Consider the following 26,147-nt stretch of genomic DNA (forward strand, 5'->3'; position numbering starts at 1 on the left):
AAATTTTGACTATGAATGGATTTAAAGAATATTTAAAAGGATATGTCGGTGGAGTCAAGAGTCTGCTGGTAGGTATGCGCACTTCCATGAAAGTGTTCTGCCAGAAGAAAATTACCGAACAGTATCCTGAAAACCGCCATACTACACTTCACATTCCGGAACGTCACCGGGCCATGCTGGTGATGCCGGTGGATGAAGAAGGAAATCACCATTGCATTGCCTGCGGACTTTGTCAGATGAGCTGCCCGAACGGCACCATCCGGCTGACCACGGAAATGCGTGAGACGGAAGACGGTAAAAAGAAAAAATTCCTGGTGAAATACGAGTACAACTTAGGCTCTTGCATGTTCTGCATGCTGTGCGTCAATGCCTGTCCTCACAATGCCATTCAGTTTACGAATGACTTTGAGAATGCAGTATTCCAGAAAGAAAAACTCGTCATGACACTGAACAAGAAATAAATAAAACGAAACGGATATGAATATATCACTTCAAGAAATCGTATTTTATATCGTAGGAGCCTGTATCATTGCTTGTTCCATTTTAGCTGTCACTACAGGAAAAATCCTGCGTGCCGCTACTTATCTGCTGTTCGTTCTTTTAGGTACGGGAGCCATCTACGGAATCCTGGGCTATACCTTCCTGAGCGCTGTACAGCTGATGGTTTACGCCGGAGGTATCGTGGTGCTGTATGTATTCTCCATCCTGCTGACCCAGTCGGACAAGAATATGAAGTACAAAATAAACCGCGCCAAGCTCATCAGTGTATTGCTGACCATTGTTATCGGTGCAGCTCTCGTGCTTTTCTTAGTTATGACCAATGGATTTGCCCTGAACCTGATTCCACAGGGAGTCGAACTTCCGGTAGAAAACATCGGACATGCCTTGATTGGTACAGGGAAATACCAGTTTGTATTACCATTTGAGGTAGTCAGTGTATTGCTCTTAGCTTGTATGATTGGTGCGATACTGATTGCACGTAAACAAAAATAACACAGTAAGATTATGGAAATAGAAATTCATGTAGTTCACTACCTCGTCATCAGTACCGTTATGTTGTTTTGCGGCATCTACGGATTCTTTACCCGCAAAAACTTGCTGGCTTTACTGATTTCGGTAGAATTGATGCTTAATGCAACCAACATCAATTTCGCGGTATTCAACCGTTATCTTTTCCCCGGACAACTGGAAGGCCATTTCTTCAGCCTGTTCGGCATAGCCATTGCCGCAGCTGAAACGGCTGTAGCCATTGCCATCATTATTAATGTGTATCGCAACCTGAAACAGGTGCTTACCGATGATATTACTGACTTGAAAGGATAACTTTCTCACATTTTATTCAATTGCTTATGGATTATACAATTCTGATACTTGCCCTCCCGGTGCTGAGCTTCCTGGTTCTGGCATTGGCCGGCATGAAAATGCCTCATCGAGTAGCAGGCACAATCGGTACCCTATCGTTAGGAGCGGTAGCCGTGCTGAGCTATCTGACGGCATTCAATTATTTCTCTGCTCCACGTACTGCCGAAGGCCTCTACCCTACGCTGACTCCGTGGAACATTGAATGGCTGCCGTTCACTTCCTCCCTTCATATCGACATGGGCATTTTGCTCGACCCGATTTCCGTCATGATGCTGGTGGTTATTTCCACAGTGTCACTAATGGTACATATCTATTCTTTCGGCTACATGAAAGGTGAAGTCGGCTTCCAGCGGTACTACGCTTTTCTGTCGTTGTTTACCTTCTCTATGTTAGGTCTGGTAGTAGCTACCAACATTTTCCAGATGTATGTGTTCTGGGAACTGGTAGGTGTGTCTTCCTATCTGCTTATTGGTTTCTACTACACCAAACCGGAAGCAATCGCTGCCAGCAAGAAGGCCTTTATCGTCACCCGTTTTGCTGACTTGGGCTTCCTGATTGGTATCCTTATCTACGGATACTACATGCAGACTTTCACCTTCAACCCTGGAACCGAACGCCTGATGCAGGCCGGAATTGTGCTGCCCTGGGCATTGGGACTGATGTTCATCGGTGGTGCCGGAAAGAGTGCCATGTTCCCGCTGCACATCTGGTTGCCGGATGCCATGGAAGGTCCGACACCGGTATCTGCCCTGATTCATGCCGCTACCATGGTAGTAGCCGGAGTGTATCTGGTAGCCCGTATGTTCCCCTTGTTCATCAGCTTCGCGCCGCACACACTCCACTTGGTAGCCTGGGTAGGTGCTTTCACCGCATTCTATGCCGCAAGCGTAGCTTGTGCACAGAGTGACATCAAACGTGTGCTGGCCTTCTCTACCATCTCACAGATTGGTTTCATGATGGTGGCACTGGGTGTATGCACGGCTGCCAACCCGCACGAAGGCGGTTTAGGTTACATGGCCAGTATGTTCCACCTGTTCACACACGCCATGTTCAAAGCCCTGCTCTTCTTGGGAGCCGGATGCATCATCCACGCCGTACACAGCAACGAAATGGAAACCATGGGCGGTCTGCGCAAATACATGCCGATTACCCACATCACCTTCCTGATTGCCTGTCTGGCCATCGCAGGTATCCCTCCGTTCTCCGGATTCTTCTCAAAAGATGAAATCCTGACCGCCTGCTTCCAGTACAGCCCCGTGATGGGATGGATTATGGCCATCATTGCCGGAATGACTGCTTTCTATATGTTCCGCTTGTACTACTGCATCTTCTGGGGAAAGGAAAACAAGGAACTGCATGCACACCACATGCCGCATGAAAGTCCGCTGACCATGACTTTCCCGCTGATGTTCCTGGCGCTGGTCACCATCGTAGCCGGTTTTATTCCTTTCGGACATTTCGTTTCAGCCAACGGTGAATCCTACGACATCCACCTCGACTGGACAGTAGCCGGTACGAGTATCGCTATTGCCGTCATCGCCATTGCCTTGGCTACCTGGATGTACGCCCGCGAACAGCAACCTGTAGCCGACATGCTCGCTACACGCTTCAGCACTCTGCACCGTGCGGCCTACAAGCGTTTCTACATGGACGAAATCTGGTTGTTCGTGACCAAGAAAATCATCTTCCGCTGCATCTCTACTCCATTGGCATGGTTTGACCGCCACGTCATCGACCAGTTCATGAATTTCATGGCCTGGGGTACCAACGCAGCCGGAGAAACCGTACAGCCCATACAAAGTGGAAAGGTACAAACCTACACGCATTATTTCCTGGCAGGAATCATTGTCCTGACAATTATCTTGCTGTTGAACTAAAAAAGAAGAACTTATACGCTTATGAATATATTAAGTCTTTTCGTATTGATACCCCTGCTGATGTTGTTGGGACTATGGATTGCCCGCAACGTCAATCAAGTCAGAGGAGTGATGGTGGCCGGTTCCACTTTATTGCTGGCACTTGCGGCTTACCTCACGGTGTCTTACATCGGACAGCGCCATGCGGGAGCTACAGCTGAAATGCTTTTCACAGACAGCATCGTATGGTATGCCCCGCTTCACATCTGTTACTCTGTAGGAGTAGACGGTATCTCCGTAGTGATGCTGCTGCTGAGTGCCATCATCGTATTTACCGGTACATTCGCTTCCTGGAAGCTGAAACCGCTCACCAAAGAATATTTCCTGTGGTTCACCCTGCTGAGCACCGGAGTATTCGGATTCTTCATCTCAACCGACCTGTTCACCATGTTCATGTTCTATGAAGTGGCTTTGATTCCGATGTACCTGCTGATTGGTGTGTGGGGAAGCGGCCGCAAGGAATACGCTGCCATGAAGCTGACCTTGATGCTGATGGGTGGTTCTGCCTTCCTGCTGATTGGTATCCTGGGCATCTACTACGGAGCCGGAGCCGAGACGATGAATATCCTGGAAATCGTGCAGCACAAGATACCGACCGAAATGCAACGTATCTTCTTCCCGATGGTCTTCCTAGGATTCGGTGTGCTGGGTGCCTTGTTCCCCTTCCACACATGGAGCCCCGACGGTCATGCTTCTGCCCCCACGGCCGTAAGTATGCTGCACGCCGGTGTATTGATGAAATTAGGAGGTTACGGATGTTTCCGCATCGCCATGTACCTGATGCCGACCGGTGCCGCTATCTGGGGCGATTTCTTCCTGGTACTGACCACCATCTCCGTGGTGTACGGAGCGTTCAGTGCCGTAGTACAGACCGACTTGAAATACATCAACGCCTACTCTTCTGTAAGCCACTGCGGACTGGTATTGTTCGCTCTGCTGATGATGACGCGTGTAAGTGCTACCGGTGCCATCCTGCAGATGTTGAGCCACGGCTTGATGACCGCCTTGTTCTTTGCCCTTATCGGTATGATTTACGGCCGTACACACACCCGTGACATCCGCTGTCTGGGCGGACTGATGAAAATCATGCCTTTCCTGGCCGTGGGTTATGTCATTGCCGGTCTGGCCAACTTAGGTCTGCCTGGTCTGAGCGGTTTCGTGGCTGAAATGACCGTATTCGTAGGTTCATTCCAGAATCCGGACCTGTTCCACCGCACTTGTACCATCATCGCCACGATGAGTATTGTCATCACGGCCGTGTACATCCTGCGTGTAGTAGGAAAAATCCTGTACGGTACCTGTCAGAATCCGGAACACCTGAAACTGACCGACGCTACCTGGGACGAACGCTTTGCCGTAATCTGCCTGATTATAGCTGTAGCCGGACTGGGACTCGCTCCTTACTGGGTCAGCCATGTCATCAGCGGAAGCGTAGAACCTATTATCAGCCAACTTATCCGATAACCTGAATAAACTAAAAGAAATTATATGAGCGAATTATTAACCATGCAGGCTGAAATAAGCCTGGTCGCCATTATCCTCTTCATGCTGTTGGCAGACTTGATACTGAAAACGCCTAATCACAAGCCGCTTCAGACGCTGGCCTGCACACTGATGGTCGTACAACTGGTCTTAAACATTGTACCCGCCAGCGGAGAAGCCTTTGGAGGAATGTATCATGCCAGCCAAATGGCATCTGTTGTAAAAACCATACTGACTGCCGGCACACTGCTCGTATTCCTGCAGTCAGGGGAATGGCTCTCACGCGAAGATACCCGTCACAAAGCCGGAGAATTCTATATGCTGACACTCAGCACGCTGCTGGGTATGTATTTCATGGTCAGCGCAGGCAGTTTCATTCTGTTCTACGTAGGCTTGGAACTGGCCAGTATCCCGATGGCCTGTCTGGTGGCTTTCGACAAATACCGTCATCACAGCGCGGAAGCAGGAGCCAAGTTCATCCTGAACTCCATGTTCTCTTCTGCCCTGATGCTTTATGGCATCTCCATGGTATACGGTACAACCGGTACCACCTACTTTGCCGACATCACCACAGCCCTGACCGGAACCCCGCTCCAGGTAATGGCGATGGTGTTCTTCTTTGCCGGACTGGGCTTCAAGCTGAGTCTCGTGCCCTTCCACATGTGGACACCCGATACCTATCAGGGAGCTCCGACCAATGTATCGGCTTACCTGTCAGTCATCTCCAAAGGTGCAGCCGCCTTTGCGCTGATGAGCATCCTGGTAAAAGTATTCGGACAGATGGTAGCCGACTGGAGTCTCTTGCTGAGCATCGTCATTGTGGTCACCATCACCATTGCCAACATCTTTGCCATCCTTCAGGAAGACCTGAAACGCTTCATGGCTTACAGTAGTATCTCACAGGCCGGTTATATCATGCTGGCCGTACTGGGAGGAAATGAACAGGGAATGGCTTCACTGGTGTACTACATCGTGGTCTATATCGTAGCCAACCTGGCTGTGTTCGGTGTCATCAGCACCATAGAGCAGCACACTGGAGGAAAGGTGGACAGAAGCACCTATAACGGATTGTACAAGACCAACCCACGCCTGAGCTTCGTTATGACACTGGCGCTGTTCTCACTGGCCGGTATCCCTCCGTTTGCCGGATTCTTCTCTAAATTCTTTGTATTTGCCTCTGCTTTCCATAGCGGTCACTGGCTGGTAGTGTTCCTGGCATTGGTAAATACGATTATTTCACTCTACTATTACCTGCTGATTGTGAAAGCCATGTACATCACTCCAAACGATGCACCGGTAGCCACCTTCCGCACACCGGCTCTGGCCCGTACAGGTCTGTTTATCTGCCTTATCGGAGTCATTGTATTGGGTATCTGCAGTGGAGTGTATGAACTGCTTAATCATGTAGCTGGACTGGGATTCTGATCTAAATATTCTAACTAAAGAAATGGGAAAAGGCTGTTTCATAATGAGATAGCCTTTTTATTTATTCTAACTGAACAAGTCTAAAACAATAAAATATTTTTAACCAAAATGGTTATGTTTACTTTTTAAAAAATAGGGAACCACAAAATAAATTTATTCCAAAATATTTGCGTCTTATAAAAAAATATTACATTTGCCACTGGACTAAAATATAATATAAAATCATTATCAATACTAATCTACTATGAGTTCAAAAACATGTTTTGCAAAAAGCAGTTGTATTGTATTGGCAAGTGCCCTATTCTGCACTTCTTTGCCTGCGCTTGCAACTTCTTCTACAGCCGGTACAAATCTGGCAGTTCAGCAACAAGATCAAAAATTAAAAGGACAAGTAATTGATGCTACAACCGGCGAGCCTGTTATCGGAGTAAATGTACTTGTAAAAGGAACCACTAACGGAACTATCACTGACATTGACGGAAAATATGAACTAAATGCTCCTGCCGGTGCCATACTCCAAATTTCTTTTATCGGCTACAAAACAGTAGAAATAGCAGCTACCACCAGCGAACAAACCATCAAGTTACACGAAGATACCGAAACGTTGGATGAAGTAGTTGTAGTAGGATATGGTGTACAGAAAAAGGAGAGTTTGACCGGTGCCATGTCTACATTGAAGGAAAACAGACTGAAAGATGTTACTACCCCGACCGTTGAAAATATGCTGAACGGTAAAGTATCTGGAGTATACGTGGCACCAGGTTCAGGACAACCGGGTTCTAATGGAGCGGTACAAATCCGTGGACGTGCGACTCTGAGCGGAAGCACCTCTCCATTATGGGTTATAGATGGAGTAATCGTAGGTGAAGATCCTGGTGTATTAAATCCATCGGACATTGAAAACATGACCATATTGAAAGATGCTGCCTCAACTGCCATTTACGGTTCACAAGGTGCCAATGGTGTTATCATTGTAACTACCAAAATGGGAAAAAGCGAAAAAATGAAAATCAATGCTTCGGTCAAACTCGGTGCCAGCACCATGACAAACGGAAAAATGGAAGTAATGAACGGAGCAGAGCTATACGACTACTATGCATCTTTCCCAAATCAGGAAGACATCAAATTCTCACGCTGGAACCCCGAACTAAGAAATGCGAATTTCGACTGGGGAGAACTAGCATCACAAGCTGGATTTACGCAAGACTATAATATTTCATTATCTGGAGGAAACGAGAAAATGAGCTCTTATTTCTCTTTAGGATATTATAGCGAAGAAGGAACCGTAAAAGGATACAAATACGACAGATACAGCTTCCGTTATCGTTCCAACTACAAACCATTTTCATGGTTGACTATCAAACCGAACATATCCGGTTCGATGAAAAATACGGATGATTCCCAATATGATTATACTGCTAAATATACAATGTTCCCTTGGGATAGCCCATATGATGAAGATGGCAACCTGGTACCCGACCGTTATAGCGGATGGGTGGACAGCTCTGACCTGAACTATCTGAACTCCATTTCTTACGGAAATCATACCGCAAGAAAAACATACGAGTTCTCCGGAAACTTTGACTTTGATATAAAAATTACCGACTGGCTGACTTTCACATCTGTCAATAACTACCGTTGGACAGGCTACTTCCAGGCTACTTATACAGACCCACGTACAGACAGTGCTTCTGGGGTACAAGGACGCGTAGAAGAAGAACAGACCAACAACATACAACGATATACCAACCAATACCTGACATTCAACAAGATGTTCGGAAAACACTCCGTACAGGCATTGCTGGCATATGAATTTATGGATACATCTGCCAAAGTAATCAACGCCAAAGGTACTGGTATCGTTTCTGGCTTTGAGGTACTGGATGCAACCGCTACCCCTGAAGAAGTTGGAGGAAACCTTACTGAATGGGCTAAACAGTCAGTTTTTGCCAAGGCAAACTATACTTACGACAACCGTTATCTTGCAGAAGTATCTCTTCGCCGAGACGGGGCTTCAAACTTTGGAGATGATAAGAAATACGGTAACTTCTTCTCAATCAGTGCAGGATGGAACATCAACCGCGAAAAGTGGTTCAAAGCCGACTGGGTAGACGTATTAAAGTTACGTGCATCTTATGGTTCAGTAGGTAATATTCCATACTCTAAATATCCGCAATACGGCTTGTACTCTGTTTCTTCTAACTACAATGGTATTCCTGCTATTCTTATCAGCCAGGTTGGCAACAAGGACCTGACTTGGGAACAGACTTATACCGCTGGAGTAGGTATTGATGCTAACTTCTTCAACAACCGTCTGCGCTTCGTATTCGACTACTATAACAAATACACTTCCAACATCTTATACCAAGTTCCGGTTTCCGGATTGACAGGTATCACCAGTCGTTGGCAGAACGTAGGAGAAATGCGCAACTCTGGTATTGAAATCACCATTGGTGGAGACATTATCCGTACAAAAGACTGGTTATGGAGCCTTGACCTGAACATGGGTTATAACAAGAACAAGCTTGAAAAGCTGTATGGTGACGACCCGAACATGATGATTATCGGTGGTGGAGGTAACGATACAAGCATCGCCGGAGCAGCAGAAAAAGTGTTGAAGGTAGGTTATAGCACCGACCGTTACTATCTGCGCGAATGGGCAGGAGTTGATCCGAAAAACGGTGCTCCTCTGTGGTATAAAAACGATGGTAGCGGAGAAACAACCAGTAATTATTCTGAAGCTAAACAAGTAATGACAGAAGCTACTTCACCAAAACTGTTTGGTGGATTCAATACCTCTCTGACATGGAAGAACATTGACTTGAACGCTTCATTCGGATTCTCACTCGGAGGTAAAATCTATAACTATTCCCGCCAGGAATACGACTCAGATGGTGCCTATACAGACCGTAACCAGATGAAGCTGATTGACGGTTGGTCACGCTGGGAAAAAGAAGGCGATATTGCCACTCATCCTGCTGCCTCTTACGGAAACAAGAGCAACTCAAACAAGGCATCTACCCGTTATCTGGAAGATGGAGATTACCTGAAACTGCGTTCTCTGTCTATTGGCTATAATTTAGACCTGTCTAAATATTATATCCAGAACATGCGTATTTATTTCACAGCTGAAAATGTATTTACACTTACAGGATTCTCAGGAATCGACCCTGAAGTCCCGGCATATTACGATGAAACTACCGGTACCTACAAGTCAATCGGTACTGCAGGAGCAAACCTTTATCCATCTACACGTAAATTCATGTTCGGTATCAATTTAACCTTCTAATTAGCACACATTTATGAAAAAGATAACTTCAACTATACTTTTATCCCTGAGTATCACAGGAGGAGTATTTACGTCTTGTGACATAGACCGATTCCCCAATAATTACATGGCAACCGACCAAGTAGCAGACAACCAGGAAGTACTTTTTGACAACATGCTGAACGGTATGTATGCACAGCTGAAAACATGGTCTGACCCTATGCACCGTTTAGGTGAATACGCTGGTGACAATATGATGATTCGCGGTGCCTCTACTGATGCCTTTTACGAATTCATCACTTACTCACGCACACCCGACAACTACCGTCTACAAAATTTCTGGGATTATGGATATAAAGCCATTGCACAGGCCTCAAATATTATCAACATGGCCAAAGAAACAGATGATCCGGAAATTAAAAGCAAATTAGGAGAATGCTACTATGTACGTGGTATGATGTATTTCTACCTGTGCCGTGCTTTCGGGCGCCCTTATTATCAGGCTCCTGATAAGAATCTTGGAGTTCCTATCGTAAATGGAACTCCTAGCGAAGAGGAAATCTCAAACCTTTCTCTGCCAGACCGTTCTACGGTAAAAGATACTTATCAACAAGCGATTAATGACTTGCGTACAGCTGAAAGTCTGATTACAACCTCATTCAAGAGTGCGGACTATGCGTCAAAAGAAGCAGCTCAAGCCATGCTGTCACGAGTATATCTGTACATGAGTGGAACTTATGAAAATCCCAATACAGAATATGCCGACTCTGCACGCTATTATGCCGACCTCATCATTAACTCACCTCAATTCCGTTTGGTATCACGCGAGGATTACATGAAATCGGCCAGAACAGCTCCTGAAAACTATCCGGAAGCAATCTTTGTCATCAAACGTCTGGCCACCGACTTTCCCGGATTTGATTACTACTATGGCATCGGAGGTATGTACTCCAACATCGGTGGTATGGGATGGGGAGAAATGTATGCCAGTGCCAAGTACATCGAACTGCTGGATGAGACCAAACGTAACGACTGGAGAAAAGGTGATGAAGGAATTGTAGATGCTCGAGCTAAGTTCATTGAACCTCAATATATTACAGATGACAACGGAAAATACACAGAAGTTCTGCGTTTCATTACTCCCAATACTGCAGGAACAGGATATACTTATGTTCAGCTTCCTGTAAATGAGGGAAGAACAGAGTGCTGGACTGTAGACGAAAACAATAAGCCCAAAGACAGATATCCTATCAGCCTTTATTCAGGCCGCACTCCTGAAGAAGAATATTACACCATCAACTATAATGGTGCTACATACACAGGTGTAATTGATTATAAAATGGCTCTCAACAATGGTTACCCGATGTTCTACATCACTAAATGTTCACGCGAGGATAATCTGGAATCACAGCTGCATTCACCCATCATTTCACGACTGGATGAAATGTACCTGAACCGTGCAGAAGCTTACGTGAAATTGGGAAATCTTGAAAAAGCAAAAGATGATGTCAATAAAATCCGTAAACGAGCTATCAATGATGAGGCAGCCTACGATGCAAGCACATTCTCTGCCAACGCTGCTGAATTGGTAGACAAAGAACGTCAATTGGAACTGGCTTATCAGGCTGAACGCAGTTACGATGTATTCCGTAACGGTGGCACACTGACCAGACAATATCCGGGACCTCATCCTACAAGTGATGTGCTTGCTACTGACTATCGTGTGACTTACTATATACCACAGACAGCTATTAACTCTTACCCGAACGGAAGCACATTAACTCAGAATCCGACAAGTGATGAAGGGGTTATTCTTCATTAATGAAAAAATCTGACAAGACTTTATACAAGCTGCCTCATTCTACTGGATGGGGCAGTTTTTTTACAGCCAAATTCCTCAGTAAACAAAGTTTTTCTCTTATAAAAAAACGCAAGTGCGTTTGATCTAAAACGCAAGTGCATTTGAAGTAAAACGCAAGGACGTTTTACCTTAAACACAAGGGCGTTTTTGTCTAAACGCAAAAGCGTTTGAGGACATATCGAAAAACGCTTACCAACTATTCTTTCTTACAGAATAAGAATGGTTAGTTAAATAAAAATGGAGTTAGCCTAATAAAAAATCCGGATTACTCGTTTTAGAGAACCCGGATTACACGTTGTATTATTCGTAGAATTTCTATCATTTAAACATCTTCTCCAAATCATCTTCTTTCAATACGGCCAGTACAGTCTTTCCATCTGGCGTATAGTTCGGAGTAGATACGGCAAACAAATCATCGACCAGGCGATTCATTTCCTCATCGGTCAGTACCTGTCCCGGTACAATGGCTGCTGCTTTTGCCAATGAAAGTGCAAGCATACTTTGTACTTCTTCCTTCACTTTACAACCTTTTTCAATCGCCGTCTGTACCATATCTGTAACCAGTTTCTCTGGATTCAATCCCTCAATTCCAGCTGGAATACCGTTAATAGAATAAGTACCCCCTCCCAGACTACTAAGATCAAATCCCAAGGCATTCAAATCGTCCATAAATTCCTCCAGTACAGGTATCTCAGAAGGAGAGAAATGTACCATATCCGGAAACAGCATTCGCTGGGAAGCATTCTTTCTATTTTCTATCTGCGCCATATAGCGGTCGAAGAGAATACGGATGTGGGCACGCTGCTGATTAATAATCATCAACCCAGACTTTACAGAAGTCAAGATATAGCTGCCTTTATACTGATAATGGTGCATGGAATTTTCCTGAGACTGCTTTTCACCTTCTTCACCTGAAGAAGATGGAGTAACGGCATCTTCTTGAGAAGCCTGTCCCCATTCTGTTGATTCTGGGAAAAACGGTCGTACTTCTTCTTCCGGTTGAATATCCGAATCCGACGGAGTGCGTTCCAGCCCTTCAAACAAAGGTTCCCACTCTACCCGATTTTTGTGACTGCCAAACGAAGGAGTATAATTTCCGCTTCTGCCAAAATCCGGCATTCCACCTTTATTCATGGAAGAGCGTACAGAGGAACCTGTAGACCCACCCCATTCTCTCACATCCTGTCCGAAGCTCTCCCTCTCCGTTTCTTTATTGGTTGCCGATGCAGAAGAGTAAGCAGAAGGAGGCACAGCTGTAGTATTAAAGGGATTATAAGAAGGATCAAAGCTGGTTTGAGGAGGTGCCACCGTATAAGGAGAATTCTCAAAGGCAGGAATGTCCGGCATACCTTCTGTATCAAAATCAATCGAAGGTACCGCGTTGAAACGTCCTAATGTTTCCTTTACTGCCGCAGAAAGAATCTGCCATACGGCTTGTTCATTCTCAAACTTAATTTCTGTCTTTGTAGGGTGTATATTGACATCTATATCGGAAGGTTCCACTTCGAAATAAATGAAATAAGATACTTGTTCACCCACTGGAATCAGGTTGTCGTACGCACTGGACACAGCCTTATGGAAATAGGGATGGCGCATATAACGACCATTCACAAAGAAGAACTGGCGTGCTCCTTTCTTACGGGCCGATTCAGGACGACCGATATATCCATGTATTTTCACCATGGTCGTATCAATGTCCAATGAAAGTAACTCCTGGTTCAGTTTCTTGCCAAACACTCCCATAATACGCTGCCGCAAAGGAAGGGCTGGCAGGTTCAGCATCTCTGTACCATTATGACTCAGCACAAAAGATATATCGGGATTGACCAGCGCAATGCGTTCGAATTCAGCTACAATGTTACTTAACTCCGTCTGATTGGATTTCAGGAACTTCCGACGGGCAGGTACATTGAAGAACAGATTTTTCACAGAGAAGTCACTGCCTCGCTGGCAGGCCACTGCCTCCTGCTTTTCTACCTGAGAACCGGAAATCTGAATGAAAGTACCTAATCCGTCTTCACTGGAACAAGTTTTCAGCTCCACTTGTGCTACGGCAGCGATGGAAGCCAAGGCCTCTCCACGAAAGCCCATGGTATGAAGGGCAAACAAATCGGCCGCCTCCCGAATTTTGGAAGTGGCATGACGTTCAAAAGCCATACGGGCATCCGTTTCCGACATGCCTCGTCCGTCGTCAATGACACGTATACATGTTTTTCCGGCATCCGTCACCAGCACTTCTATATTTTTTGCTCCGGCATCTACAGCATTCTCTACCAGCTCCTTTATCACAGAGGCCGGACGCTGTATGACTTCTCCTGCCGCAATCTGATTGGCTACAGAATCCGGCAACAAACGGATTACATCTCCCGATGTCATAGTGTAAATTCTCCTGTAATCAGATAATGTAAAATATATAGCAATACCACAATAGCCACAAACATGGCTCCGTAACTCAGAGGTTTACGTCCGCTTTCCTTGCGGCGCTTCAGATAGGTAGTACCTTCTACAAACTTACCACGAATGTCTTCCGGATTAAACTCTTTAGGAGGAAGCATTCCCAGTTCACGTTTGGCTGTCTCTTCTATTTTCTGCAGTTTTTCCTTGCGCTCATCCACATAAATGTATTCATGACGGAATCCGCGAGGCTTTCTCATTGTAAACATTCCCATATATTATTCCTCCTTCTTATTTTCAAACAATCGGGCATTCGGCAAAACGACCGGACCACGCACATTTTTCTTCAGCTGGTCTTCCACTCGTTTCCCTCTCCAATTAAAGATGTCGGCCTTATTGAGCGGACGAATGTAATCAAACCACACAAAATTCTCCAGACGGTCTTTTCCGGCAGGAATCTGCGACATCGGATATAACACACCATTGGATTTCGGACTCATCACCATGCGCTCTATCTTACGGTCTTGCAGATAGATTTCCAGTTTACTGGTTTCAGATACATTCATGCCTATCAGCGTACTGTCGGAATCCATCGGATAATAAACTACTCGTGCGGAACCTATCACTTCCGTCTTTCGCATTTCTCCGTTCGCGAAATAGGACTTCATCTCTTTTCCTGTCACTTGGTTATAAATCGTTGAGTCCACACGTTCTACCGAAAGTGCCTGCCCTATGATGTGCGACCAGTCAATTGTACTGTCGTTCATATAGACCTTTATCACTTCGCCTAAAAGCTGCTGGTTCTTGTTCCAGATAATCGGGTCACGATACATCGTAAGACAGCTGTCTACAGTAGAGAAGACTAACGAATCGGCCGTGCCCTGCACATCGGTACGATAAAAACGTACTTTGTGAAAGGCTCTCATCTCACGGAACATAGAATCGGTATTCTGATGGAAAGTTTCCATCAGCAAAGTATCCGCATGAAGAAACAAACTGTCGCCCTGAGAATAGTCTATAGCTACGGCACTATCCGTAGCAAAGGCATAATCTGTCTGCTCGTTATAATAGCCATATTCTCCGGTAAGCATGTTCCGGTTTATCGTATCCGTCATCACCATCCGGCTGAACGCTTCTCCCACCCCTGTATTACGGTCATAGAAAAGCGTATCACCGGTCAGCTGCTTTCCCTGATTGGTAAGCACAGAACGGTCATACAAATCGGCCTTACCTGTTACGGTATTATAAGTACCCTTTTCTGAATAAATGTGATTGGCATCGCTCCAAATATCCGAAGGGCCGACAATATCAGCTATCTTCGAAGCCGTATTATAGCGTAAGGTATCCGAAGTCAGTGTAAACTGAGGGTTCACCAGCTTTACATTGTAATTAAATACGGATTGCTTAGTCTGAGGACTATATTCTCCCCATTCAGAAGTCAGCACATTCTGTTCATCCATCAGGGTTCCTCCATCAAAGAAATACCCCAGATTGTATACACGGTCATAATTCAGGCTATCGGTCAGCAATGTAGTGGTACGGTTTTCCATACGGACATTGCAACGCATCTCGGCAATCTGCGTCAATCCATCATAGTACAACCGGTCGCCATAAAGAAACAACGTATCCCCTTGTACCATTTTCACATTACCAAAAGCCTCAAAACTGCTGACTTTATCATAGTAACATGCGCTGTCGCAATACATGTACACACTATCATGACGGAACTTTACGTTACCGGTTACAATCTGTGCATCCGGATGACTTGCATCCTTGCGCAACAAATCGGAATGTAACAGATAGACTTTACTTTTAGCTACCGGACGCTGTTTGGAATCCTCTGTCTTTTGTTTCTCCTCAGTCTTCACCTTCGTACGCGCAGTCTGTGGAGGCACAGCTATTCCCCCTTGTGCCGAAAGGCCAAGAATGGTCAGGCAAAATGTCACAAAGAACAAAAAAATTGCAGACTTTCTCATCACTGTTTAATCCATCCCGGATATTTAAAATCGCACTTACGCCAAGACGGGTTGATACGCACGTAAGTATTTTTTTGTTTTTCTACAATCCATTTTTGCAGTTTTTCTTCACTGCGATTAGCTGTAACAATGTCTTTCAGACGCTGGTAGTCTTCTGAGATTGTAGCTTTATGTCCGTCAATACGATTTTTCAATTTTACGATAGCACACACTTCTTTTCCTTTTGCATTAATCATTGTAAAAGGTTTGGATACTTCGCCAATCTGCATTCCCTCTACGGTCTTTGCTACTTCCTGAGAAATCAAGCCAGCCAGCTGCTGCATTTCAAAACGAGAAGTAGAAGTCTGCGGGTTAGCCAGCAAACCGTGGTTGTTACGTGTATCTTTATCCTGAGATACCCATGCAGCCGCTTCATCAAAAGTTACTTTTCCTTTTCGAATGTCGTTAGCCAGTGTATCCAATTTATTCAGTTCGGCCTCAATTTCTTTCTCATCTACACGAGGCTTAATCAAAATATGGCGATAGCTTACACGGTCACCACGCTTTTCAATCAACTGAGCTATATGATAACCATATTCTGTTTCAAACACTTTTGAAATCTTCTTCGGGTCAGTCAGGTTAAATACCACATTGGCAAACTCCAGAGTCAACTCCCCACGACCTGTGAAACCATATTCTCCTCCACGACGAGCAGAGCCCGGATCTTCTGAATACATACGGGCCAACGTAGAAAAAGTAGTTTCTCCCTTATTGATACGATCTGTAAAATCACGCAGTTCTTTCTTTACACGTTCAATTTCTTCTTCCTTAATCTTAGGTTCTCTGGTAATAATCTGCACCTCTACCTGAGTAGGTACAAAAGGAATACTGTCCTGAGGAAGCTTACTGAAATAATTACGCACTTCCGCAGGAGTCAGCTTGATGTCTCCTACAATCTTCTTCTGCATTTCTTGTACCGTCAGTCCGTCACGAATATTCTCGCGCAACATTTCACGTATCTGGGTAGAAGTCTTATTGTAATATTCTTCGAGTTTTTCTTTTGAACCAATCTGGTCAGTCAACCATGAAATTCGTGTTTCTACTTGCTGCAGAACTTCCTGATCGCTCACTTCAATACTATCTATCTCTGCCTGGTGAAGAAAAAGTTTCTGCACAGCCAATTCTTCCGGTATCACACAATAGGGATCACCATCAAAACGGCGGCCTTCATACTGTGCATTCAAACGTTCATTCTCTACGTCTGATTTCAGAATGGCTTCATCGCCGACAACCCACACCACTTCATCAATCACATTATCTTGTGCCACGGCGGGTACTGTTCCTGTCAAGGCAAGCAAAATAGCCAAGACACCAGTCATAATCAATTTATTCATTTTCTGTCTATTTGATTTGTTTTGGTCCATTACATTACAAAGGACGAAGATACGGCATTAATTACTTTTTTCCGCTACAATTAACGGTTTTTAAAATGTCTTGGTTAATTTCAATCCTGAAGCCTCGCTTTAACTCTTCCATTTGTGCTCTCTCCGTCCACAAACGATAGTCACACAGCACTTCATCGCGCACATCCTGAAAGTCTTCCGGCCCTTTCTTCAGGCGCTTTCCCAATACAAAAGCATAAGGTAAATCCGTACGAGGAGTGAAATGTCCGCATTTAAAAGCTAATTTATCCACATAAGGATTTGTTCCAATCTGAAACAAACCTGTTTCTACAACAACCTTCCATTCCGGATTCTCCTGAGAGAAAGCCGAGATTTCTTCATTCCATTTATCTAACGGACATTTTTTCAATCTTTTTTTCAACTTTGAAGCCACCTTTTTATTCAAACAATGTATCACTCCTCCCTTAAAATGAGGCAAATCCCACGCATAATCGTTTTTATGACTTTCAAAATAGCTCTGCAATTCCTTATCAGAAATATTACCTGATTTTGTGCCTCCATGGCGCTTATCCCAATACGCAGCTAGCAAACCATCGGAAACTTGACACAACTCCATTCGAATCTTGTTCAACAGGCTATCTTTCCGCTCGGTTGGACCTGAATTAGCAACCTTTTGCACAGCCACATTTCCAGTCGCTCCTGATGGATATATCCCTTGCCTGTGATCCAATAAATACACGATATGAATGCCTAAAGGAGAAAAAAATGGAGCAGAATAATTTCCCTTCTTCAATGTGCTCAATTGCTCGGTAAACTCTTTTATCAGACATCTTTCCGGAATCCACTCGCCATCCCAATAAGGAGAAGGCAACAGATTCTTGATATAGGGCTGTGCCAGTTTTTCAAAAGGTATACCATTTTTTAAAGCCGTATAAACGGAATCTATACGCTGTCTGGCTACACGTTCCTGTTCGAAAGAAGCATGTTGGGGCAAAAGAAACGAAATCTGACGAAATCTTACCCAATTTAAAAGAGTATCTTGTTTTTGGAGCACTCCCCTCTTTTCCGATTTCAGGATTTCATTTTGCAAGGCACTACATTGCAACCGGAAATCAGTGATAGTATCCCAGCTTTGTCTTTTAGCATCTGCCACCTTCAACTTATAATACAAGAAATGAGGCAAGAACTGTTCTACAGATACACGACTAACTGCATATACCTGAGTATAATAATGCTCAAACTCCTCTACTGAAGTTTCCTCTCCATCAATCCGGAAAAGTACCCTGCGATCTTCTGCATAAGAAACAGAGAATTCCAATCCCATCAACAAACATAGGAATAACCACGCAATTCTATACATAACAGATTCTATTCATCATTTCATTAAACAAAAAATCATCCTGTCCGCCAGAACAGACTCACCAAAAGCAAGTCTGCCTGACGTCAGAATGATTATATCCGTATTATATAAGTCAAAGATTATCTTACTGAGGACGACTATAGTTAGGTGCCTCGCTTGTAATAGATACATCGTGCGGGTGACTTTCCAGAACTCCTGCATTAGTGATACGAGTAAACTTCGCATTATGCAACTCTTCAATATTATGAGCTCCGCAATAACCCATACCGGCACGCAAACCACCTACCAGCTGATAAATCACTTCATACAAAGAACCTTTATAAGGCACACGAGCAGCGATTCCTTCCGGAACAAGCTTTTTCACATCGGTAGTTCCACTCTGGAAATAACGGTCTTTTGAACCATTCTCCATAGCTTCCAATGAACCCATTCCACGATATGATTTAAACTTACGACCGTTAAAGATGATTGTGTCACCCGGAGATTCCTCTGTACCTGCAACCAATGAACCGATCATTACACTGCAACCACCAGCTGCCAATGCTTTCACCACATCACCTGAATAACGCAAACCACCATCTGCAATCAAAGGAATACCAGTTCCTTCCAAGGCTTTTGCTACATCATATACGGCTGTCAACTGAGGAACACCTACACCGGCAACCACACGAGTTGTACAGATAGAACCCGGGCCGATACCTACTTTTACTGCATCAGCACCAGCTTCAGCCAACATCTTAGCTGCTTCACCTGTAGCTACATTTCCTACAACAATATCAATTCCAGGGAAACGTTTCTTAGCTTCTTTCAGCTTTTCAATCACGTACATAGAATGTCCGTGAGCTGTATCAATTACAATGGCATCTACACCAGCGTTCACCAAAGCTTCCATACGGTCGAATGTATCAGCAGTTACTCCCACACCGGCAGCTACACGCAAACGACCTTTAGAATCTTTGCAAGCCATTGGTTTATCTTTTGCTTTTGTGATATCTTTATAAGTAATCAGACCTATCAACTTTCCATCCTTATCTACAACTGGAAGTTTTTCAATTTTATTTTCCTGCAGAATCTTGGAAGCAGTTTCCATGTCTGTACCCGGCTCTGTTGTTACAATGTTTTCCTTTGTCATCACCTCATCAATACGCTTATTCAAATCCTTTTCAAAGCGCAGGTCACGGTTTGTAACAATACCAACCAAGTAATTCTCATCATCTACTACAGGAATACCTCCGATTTTGTATTCAGCCATCAAATCGAGTGCATCTTTCACTATAGACCCCCTCTTAATGGTCACCGGATCATAAATCATTCCGTTTTCTGCACGCTTCACAATTGCTACCTGACGAGCTTGCTCCTCGATAGACATGTTCTTGTGAATTACTCCGATACCTCCTTCACGAGCAATGGCAATGGCCATCTGTGCTTCGGTAACTGTATCCATAGCTGCAGTTACAAACGGAATTTTCAACTCAATGTTACGTGAAAACTTAGTCGAGAGTTCGACTGTTTTAGGTAAAACCTCAGAATAGGCCGGAATCAACAATACATCATCGTAAGTTAATCCGTCCATAACAACTTTATCTGCAATAAATGACATAGGGCTTTATGCTTTAGATTTTATTGCGTGCAAATATACAGAATTTTCTCAAAAAGTAAAAAAGCAGTTAACATCTTTTTTATACCACATACCTATCAAATAAAACAGCTGCTTGCAAGGAACGCCCCTCACAAGCAGCTGCACAATATCATTAAATAAATGATTAATTAGCCATTTCAGAAATGAACTTGATACGTACCAGACGAATTTCGTCTTCTGTATAGTCGTCACCCAGTTCATCCATTGCATCATCAATTTTATCAGTTACTGATTCCTTGAAATAATCATAAATATCCTGCATGTGGTCTTCATCCATGATTTCTTCCAAGAAATAGTCAATATTCAGTTTGGTTCCTGAATATACAATGGCTTCGATTTCATCCAGCAACTCACCAAATTCAATACCTTTTGCCACTGCAATATCATCCAAAGCTACCTTTCTATCGATACTCTGAATAATAGAGACCTTCAACTTAGATTTGTTAGCTACAGTGCGCACTCTCAAATCTTCCGGACGGTCTATTTCATTTTCTTCACAGTGCTTCTTAATCAATTCGCAGAATTCCTGACCATAGCGTTTAGCCTTTCCAGCTCCTACGCCCGGAATATTCTGCAATTCTTCCAAAGTAACCGGATAAATAGTAGCCATTGCCTCAAGAGAAGGATCCTGGAAAATCACATAAGGTGGTACATCCAGTCTCTTTGCCATTTTCTTCCGCAAGTCTTTCAACATGGAATACAACACGGGGTCTACTGCACACGAAGCTCCACTTCTCATCGGAGTTTCATCTACCTCTTCTTCTTCAAAGTCTGCATCCTCAACTATCTTGAATAACTTCGGTTTTTTCAAGAACTTATGTCCTTCTGGCGTAACTTTCAATAAGCCATAGTTTTCCACATCCTTTGCCAGGTAACCAGCGATAAGAGCCTGACGAATGACTGCATTCCACAATCTTTCTTCCTCCCCCATACCTGAACCAAACACCTCTAAGTCTTCATGCTTATGCGCAAGCACTTCAGATGTTTCTTTACCCAACAATATATCGATAATATAATCTTGCTTAAAGTTTTCTTTTACGGCAATGATTGCTTCAATCACTGCACACAACGAATCCTGAGCCTCCACTTGTTTCTTTGGATTTAAACAGTTATCACAATTACCACAATTATCTTCCGTATATTCCTCTCCAAAATAATGCAACAAAATTTTTCTTCTACACACTGAAGATTCTGCGTAAGCAGCTGTTTCCTGCAATAGCTGACGTCCGATTTCTTGCTCTGAAATAGGCTTTCCCTGCATAAATTTCTCCAGTTTCTGCAGGTCCTTATTGGAATAGAATGTAATACACTGTCCTTCTCCACCGTCACGTCCTGCACGTCCGGTTTCCTGATAATACCCTTCCAAACTCTTAGGTACATCATAATGAATCACAAAGCGTACATCCGGTTTATCAATACCCATTCCAAACGCAATCGTAGCGACAATCACATCAATGTCTTCCTTCAGGAAAGCATCCTGATTCCCATTACGGGTAGCAGAATCCATTCCTGCATGATAAGCGCGGGCCTTAATGCCATTTGCCAGCAATATTTCAGTCAACTCTTCTACCTTCTTTCGGCTCAAGCAATAGATAATGCCTGACTTGCCTTCGTTCTGCTTGATGAACTTAATAATATCTTTATCCACATTAGCAGTCTTGGCACGTACTTCATAATAAAGATTCGGACGATTAAATGACGAACGGAATTCCGTTGCATCCATCATTCCCAAATTCTTTTGGATGTCCATCTTTACCTTTGGAGTAGCCGTTGCCGTCAAAGCAATTACCGGAGCTTTTCCAATTTCATTGATTATCGGACGAATCCGGCGATACTCCGGTCGGAAGTCATGCCCCCACTCCGAAATGCAATGTGCCTCATCTACCGCATAAAATGAAATCTTCACGTGTCTCAGAAAATCTACATTCTCCTCTTTCGTCAAAGATTCAGGAGCTACATAAAGTAACTTTGTCTTTCCAGCCATGATGTCGGCTTTCACCTGATCAGTAGCCGATTTTGTCAATGAGGAATTAATAAAATGAGCAATACCATCTTCCTCACTAAAATTACGCATAGCATCCACCTGGTTCTTCATCAGGGCAATAAGCGGTGAAATCACAATAGCAGTTCCATCCATCAACAGAGAAGGAAGCTGATAGCATAATGACTTTCCACCTCCTGTAGGCATTAACACAAACGTATCCTTTCCTGATAATAAGTTTCGGATAATCGCCTCCTGGTTTCCTTTAAAAGTATCGAATCCAAAATACTTTTTAAGAGCTGCTACTAAATTGATATTTTCCGCCATTGTTCTTGGATTTAGATTTTCATTGATTGTAGAAATTTTGTTTCCGCATGTAACAAAGTTATAAACAACTTTTCATATTACACAAATATTTCTGGGAATATTTCATCGGAAGCTTTTATTTTCTCACTAAAAAACCTTTACATTATGCCATTTGCAGACGGGAAACATTTGCCTTCCCCATTTGCTGCTTGGCGTAATCCAACGTCACCACAAAACGTTCGGTCTGTTGTGACGGAATTTCAAACATGACATCATTCATTATGGTTTCCACAATAGAACGCAAGCCACGAGCACCCAACTTGTACTCTATCGCCTTGTCGACAATATATTCAAACACTTCCGGTTCAAATTCCAGTTGCACCCCATCCATCTCAAACAATTTTACATACTGCTTGATAATTGAATTTTTGGGCTCTGTAAGAATATTACGCAAGGCCATACGATCCAATGGGTTCAAATAGGTGAGTACCGGCAAACGGCCAATGATTTCCGGTATCAAACCGAATGATTTCAAGTCCTGAGGAGCAATGTACCGCATCAAATTTCCCCGGTCTATTTTCACCGCTTCCTTCGCGGCACTATATCCTACCACATTTGTATTCAGACGTTGAGCGATTTTTCGTTCAATACCGTCAAAAGCACCTCCGCAAATAAACAGGATATTCTTAGTATTGACCGGAATCATCTTCTGATCAGGGTGCTTACGTCCACCCTGAGGAGGGACATTCACCACAGAACCTTCCAGCAACTTCAACAAGCCTTGCTGTACTCCTTCTCCGCTTACATCACGCGTAATGGAAGGGTTATCTCCTTTCCGGGCTATTTTATCAATTTCGTCAATGAAAACGATACCCCGTTCTGCCTCCTCTACATTATAGTCAGCCACCTGAAGCAAGCGTGTCAGAATACTTTCAATATCTTCTCCCACATACCCTGCTTCGGTCAGCACAGTCGCATCTACAATGGTAAAAGGTACGTGAAGCAACTTAGCAATGGTACGAGCCAATAATGTCTTACCTGTTCCAGTACTTCCCACCATAATGATGTTTGACTTTTCAATCTCCACATCATTCTTATCCTTAGGCTGAAGCAAACGTTTGTAATGATTATACACCGCTACAGCCAAATAGCGTTTTGCATCATCCTGACCGATCACATACTGGTCTAAGAATTCTTTAATATCCTTCGGCTTAGGGAGCTCAGACAAATTCAGATCTGTTTGCCCCTGTCCTTGATGATGCATCGCTTCTTTTACGATTTCGTGTGCCTGTTCTGCACAACTGTCACAGATACATCCGTTCACTCCTGTAATCAGGAAGCCCACTTCGTCTTCTGTGCGACCGCAAAAGCTACATCTCCTTTTCGAGTTTCTTGAAGTCCTTTTTTCTTCCAAAGCCTATCTAGTTTTTAAGTAAATCACAGTGTTACAATGAAGGTTTACGAGATAGCACTTCATCAATCATACCATACTCTTTAGCCTCGGATGCCGTCATCCAATAATCACGGTCAGAATCTGCCCAAACCTTATCAAAATCCGTATGAGAGTGATCTGCAATGATTGTATACAGTTCTTTCTTCAGTTTCTGAATTTCACGAGCAGTAATTTCAATATCTGAAGCCTGACCTTGCGCTCCTCCCATCGGCTGATGAATCATCACGCGTGAATGAGTCAAAGCTGAACGTTTTCCTTCTTTTCCAGCTACCAACAATACGGCTGCCATAGAAGCTGCCATACCTGTACAAATTGTAGCCACATCGCTACTGATAAACTGCATGGTATCGTAAATACCTAAACCTGCATACACAGAACCACCTGGGGAGTTGATATAAATAGAAATATCTTTACCCGAATCCACTGAATCCAGATACAAAAGCTGAGCCTGCAAAGTATTGGCTGTATAATCGTCAATCTGGGTTCCGAGGAAAATGATACGATCCATCATCAAACGAGAAAAGACATCCAACTGCGTCACATTCAATTGACGTTCTTCCAAAATATACGGATTCAAGTATCCTGCTTGCGACTTGATGACATCATCAAGTACCATACTATTCATTCCGAGATGCTTGGTAGCATATTTTCTAAAATCGTCCATCATAATCCTTATATTAATTCTACAATATAAAAGAGGCTTTTAACCCCCTTTCTTCTGAAAAAACAAAAGTACAAAACACTTCTATCTTACAGAAGAAGTCAAGTTAAAAGCCTCCTTTTTTAGAATATTTTAGCAATCAATTTTGAGAGCCAAATTGCTTATTGAAACATTTTGTTGAATTCTTCTGCAGAAACTGCTTTGTGATTCAATGTTACCTGACCTTTCAAGATTTCAGACAACTTAGATTCAACCACGCGGTTCACCAGAGCTTCTACACTTTCACGTTTCTTCAACATTTCTTTTGAATAGTTTTCCAACAATTCATCAGGAACGTTAATCATACCATACTGAGCAAACTGTGCACGAGTAGCTTCCTTAGCCATGTTAGTGATGTCAGTTTGTTCTACCTTAATATCGTTAGCAGCTACCAGTTTTTCTTTGATCAGGTGCCAAGTCAGTTCTTCCAAGCTCTTTTCGTAGTTTTCAGAAACGAACTCTTCACCTTTTTCCTTGTTGTTTTCCAACATGATACGTTTCATCAGTTCATCAGCAAACTGAAGTTTGCCAACCTTTTCTGATAAGTAAGTACGTACATCCAGCAAGAACTTATAGTCGCTGTCAGCTTCAAACTGTTTTGCAATTGTTTCCTTAATCTGAGCACGGAATTCTTCTTCGCTGTGAGCCTTTCCTTCACCCAATACCTGATCAAACAGTTCCTGAGTTAAGTCACCCGGAATCATACGAGTGATTTCTTCAATCTGGAAGCTGAAGTTGCCTTTGTAATTAGCTACTTCTTCTTTCTTCACTTTCAACAGAGAAGCCAACTCAGCTTCATTGTTATCGAAAGCAACTGACGGGTTAAATACCAATACTGTATTTACCTTTGCACCGTTGAAGATTGCTTTCTGGTCATCGTTCTTCATGTATGAAGGCATCATTACTGCACCTTCTACCTGCACACCACCTTCTTTTGTATTGCCGTTTTCATCCAGCTCAGCCAACAAACCTTTCAGCATATCCTTATCCTGATAGTCTTCAACCTTGTCATACTTAGCAGTACGCTGTCTGTACATATTTACCTGCTGATCTACCATTTCGTCAGTTACGTTAATATCATAGTAGTCAACAGTATCATTATTAGACAATTCTACATTGAATTCAGGAGCCAATGCGATATCGAAAGAGAATTCAAAATTCTCATCAGTTTCAAAGTTTGCGTTATTTTCCTTCGGCAGAGGAGCACCCAGCATGTTAACTTTGTTTTCACGGATATACTCACCTACTTTTTCCTGCAACAGCTTGTCAACTTCTTCCAGCAATACAGAAGTTCCGTACTGTTTTTTAATCAATCCCATAGGAACCATTCCCTTACGGAATCCAGGCATATTTACTCTCTGACGAAGAGTTTTCAGTGCTTTTTCAACTTTTTCCTGATAATCAGCTTTTTCAATCTGAACAGTAAGCACAGCGCTTACGTTGTCTACATTTTGCAATGAAATATTCATTTTCGACTTATTTATTTAATTATTAATTATTTCTCGTATTTACCAAAAGAGGTTGCAAAAATAATGTTTAATCTTTCAATAACCAAACTGACAAGCTAAAAAATCTTTACGGCTTTAGAATCCTTATCAACCAACCAAATAAAAACGGCAGAAAGCATATCCACCTTCTGCCG

At 43.4% G+C, this 26,147-nt stretch carries 18 protein-coding genes; 8 read left to right on the forward strand and 10 right to left on the reverse strand.

Annotation, left to right across the window (positions count from 1 at the left end; translation table 11 throughout):
* The first annotated feature begins 11 nt into the window (after positions 1-11).
* The 8 genes from WKT20_RS05220 to WKT20_RS05255 all read left to right on the forward strand — a co-directional run bounded on the left by WKT20_RS05220 (position 12) and on the right by WKT20_RS05255 (position 11,275).
* A complete protein-coding gene (locus tag WKT20_RS05220) occupies positions 12-461 on the forward strand; it encodes a 4Fe-4S dicluster domain-containing protein (protein ID WP_007557854.1) in 450 nt (149 codons plus the stop codon).
* A gap of 16 nt (positions 462-477) precedes the next feature.
* A complete protein-coding gene (locus tag WKT20_RS05225) occupies positions 478-993 on the forward strand; it encodes an NADH-quinone oxidoreductase subunit J family protein (protein WP_007557855.1) in 516 nt (171 codons plus the stop codon).
* 12 nt (positions 994-1,005) lie between these two features.
* Positions 1,006-1,323 (forward strand): NADH-quinone oxidoreductase subunit NuoK, encoded by a 318-nt coding sequence (nuoK, locus tag WKT20_RS05230; protein WP_007557857.1) that lies wholly within the window; start codon positions 1,006-1,008, stop codon positions 1,321-1,323.
* A 26-nt stretch (positions 1,324-1,349) separates the two neighbouring features.
* Entirely contained in the window at positions 1,350-3,239 is a 1,890-nt protein-coding gene (gene nuoL / locus WKT20_RS05235) for an NADH-quinone oxidoreductase subunit L (protein ID WP_340416979.1), read from the forward strand.
* A 21-nt stretch (positions 3,240-3,260) separates the two neighbouring features.
* Positions 3,261-4,742 (forward strand): complex I subunit 4 family protein, encoded by a 1,482-nt coding sequence (locus WKT20_RS05240; RefSeq protein WP_117701912.1) that lies wholly within the window; start codon positions 3,261-3,263, stop codon positions 4,740-4,742.
* Positions 4,743-4,766: 24 nt separating this feature from the next.
* Positions 4,767-6,185 (forward strand): NADH-quinone oxidoreductase subunit N, encoded by a 1,419-nt coding sequence (locus tag WKT20_RS05245; RefSeq protein ID WP_340416980.1) that lies wholly within the window; start codon positions 4,767-4,769, stop codon positions 6,183-6,185.
* Positions 6,186-6,429: 244 nt separating this feature from the next.
* Positions 6,430-9,474: a SusC/RagA family TonB-linked outer membrane protein gene (locus WKT20_RS05250; protein ID WP_340416981.1), complete on the forward strand. Its 3,045-nt coding sequence runs from the start codon at positions 6,430-6,432 to the stop codon at positions 9,472-9,474.
* A gap of 13 nt (positions 9,475-9,487) precedes the next feature.
* Entirely contained in the window at positions 9,488-11,275 is a 1,788-nt protein-coding gene (locus tag WKT20_RS05255) for a RagB/SusD family nutrient uptake outer membrane protein (protein ID WP_117701909.1), read from the forward strand.
* Positions 11,276-11,632: 357 nt separating this feature from the next.
* Here WKT20_RS05255 and mutL read toward each other — a convergent pair whose 3' ends face one another.
* The 10 genes from mutL to tig form a co-directional block, all read right to left on the reverse strand.
* On the reverse strand, positions 11,633-13,690 hold the full coding sequence (gene mutL, locus WKT20_RS05260) for a DNA mismatch repair endonuclease MutL (RefSeq protein ID WP_340416982.1): 2,058 nt from the start codon (positions 13,688-13,690) through the stop codon (positions 11,633-11,635).
* Positions 13,687-13,983 (reverse strand): hypothetical protein, encoded by a 297-nt coding sequence (locus tag WKT20_RS05265; protein WP_007557876.1) that lies wholly within the window; start codon positions 13,981-13,983, stop codon positions 13,687-13,689. The genes mutL and WKT20_RS05265 overlap by 4 nt, the downstream gene beginning before the upstream one ends.
* Before the next feature lie 3 nt (positions 13,984-13,986).
* The gene (locus tag WKT20_RS05270; RefSeq protein WP_118164101.1) at positions 13,987-15,684 is read right to left on the reverse strand and encodes an OstA-like protein; all 1,698 of its coding nucleotides are present in this window, start codon (positions 15,682-15,684) and stop codon (positions 13,987-13,989) included.
* On the reverse strand, positions 15,684-17,057 hold the full coding sequence (locus WKT20_RS05275; protein WP_445323262.1) for a peptidylprolyl isomerase: 1,374 nt from the start codon (positions 17,055-17,057) through the stop codon (positions 15,684-15,686). Before WKT20_RS05275 ends, WKT20_RS05270 begins: the two co-directional genes overlap by 1 nt.
* 61 nt (positions 17,058-17,118) lie before the next feature.
* Positions 17,119-18,426: a peptidylprolyl isomerase gene (locus tag WKT20_RS05280; RefSeq protein ID WP_117701907.1), complete on the reverse strand. Its 1,308-nt coding sequence runs from the start codon at positions 18,424-18,426 to the stop codon at positions 17,119-17,121.
* 124 nt (positions 18,427-18,550) lie between these two features.
* Positions 18,551-20,026, reverse strand: a complete 1,476-nt coding sequence (gene guaB / locus WKT20_RS05285) for an IMP dehydrogenase (protein WP_117701906.1) — start codon at positions 20,024-20,026, stop codon at positions 18,551-18,553.
* 163 nt (positions 20,027-20,189) lie between these two features.
* Positions 20,190-22,373, reverse strand: a complete 2,184-nt coding sequence (recQ, locus tag WKT20_RS05290) for a DNA helicase RecQ (protein WP_117701905.1) — start codon at positions 22,371-22,373, stop codon at positions 20,190-20,192.
* 142 nt (positions 22,374-22,515) lie between these two features.
* The gene (clpX, locus tag WKT20_RS05295) at positions 22,516-23,766 is read right to left on the reverse strand and encodes an ATP-dependent Clp protease ATP-binding subunit ClpX (protein WP_340416984.1); all 1,251 of its coding nucleotides are present in this window, start codon (positions 23,764-23,766) and stop codon (positions 22,516-22,518) included.
* Positions 23,767-23,797: 31 nt separating this feature from the next.
* Entirely contained in the window at positions 23,798-24,469 is a 672-nt protein-coding gene (gene clpP, locus WKT20_RS05300; protein ID WP_022053439.1) for an ATP-dependent Clp endopeptidase proteolytic subunit ClpP, read from the reverse strand.
* A gap of 158 nt (positions 24,470-24,627) precedes the next feature.
* A complete protein-coding gene (tig, locus tag WKT20_RS05305; protein ID WP_117701903.1) occupies positions 24,628-25,974 on the reverse strand; it encodes a trigger factor in 1,347 nt (448 codons plus the stop codon).
* Positions 25,975-26,147 lie beyond the last annotated feature (173 nt).

Origin of the sequence: Phocaeicola sp. ICN-14070 (assembly GCF_037892625.1) — a bacterium.
Classification (GTDB): Bacteria; Bacteroidota; Bacteroidia; order Bacteroidales; family Bacteroidaceae; genus Phocaeicola; species Phocaeicola plebeius.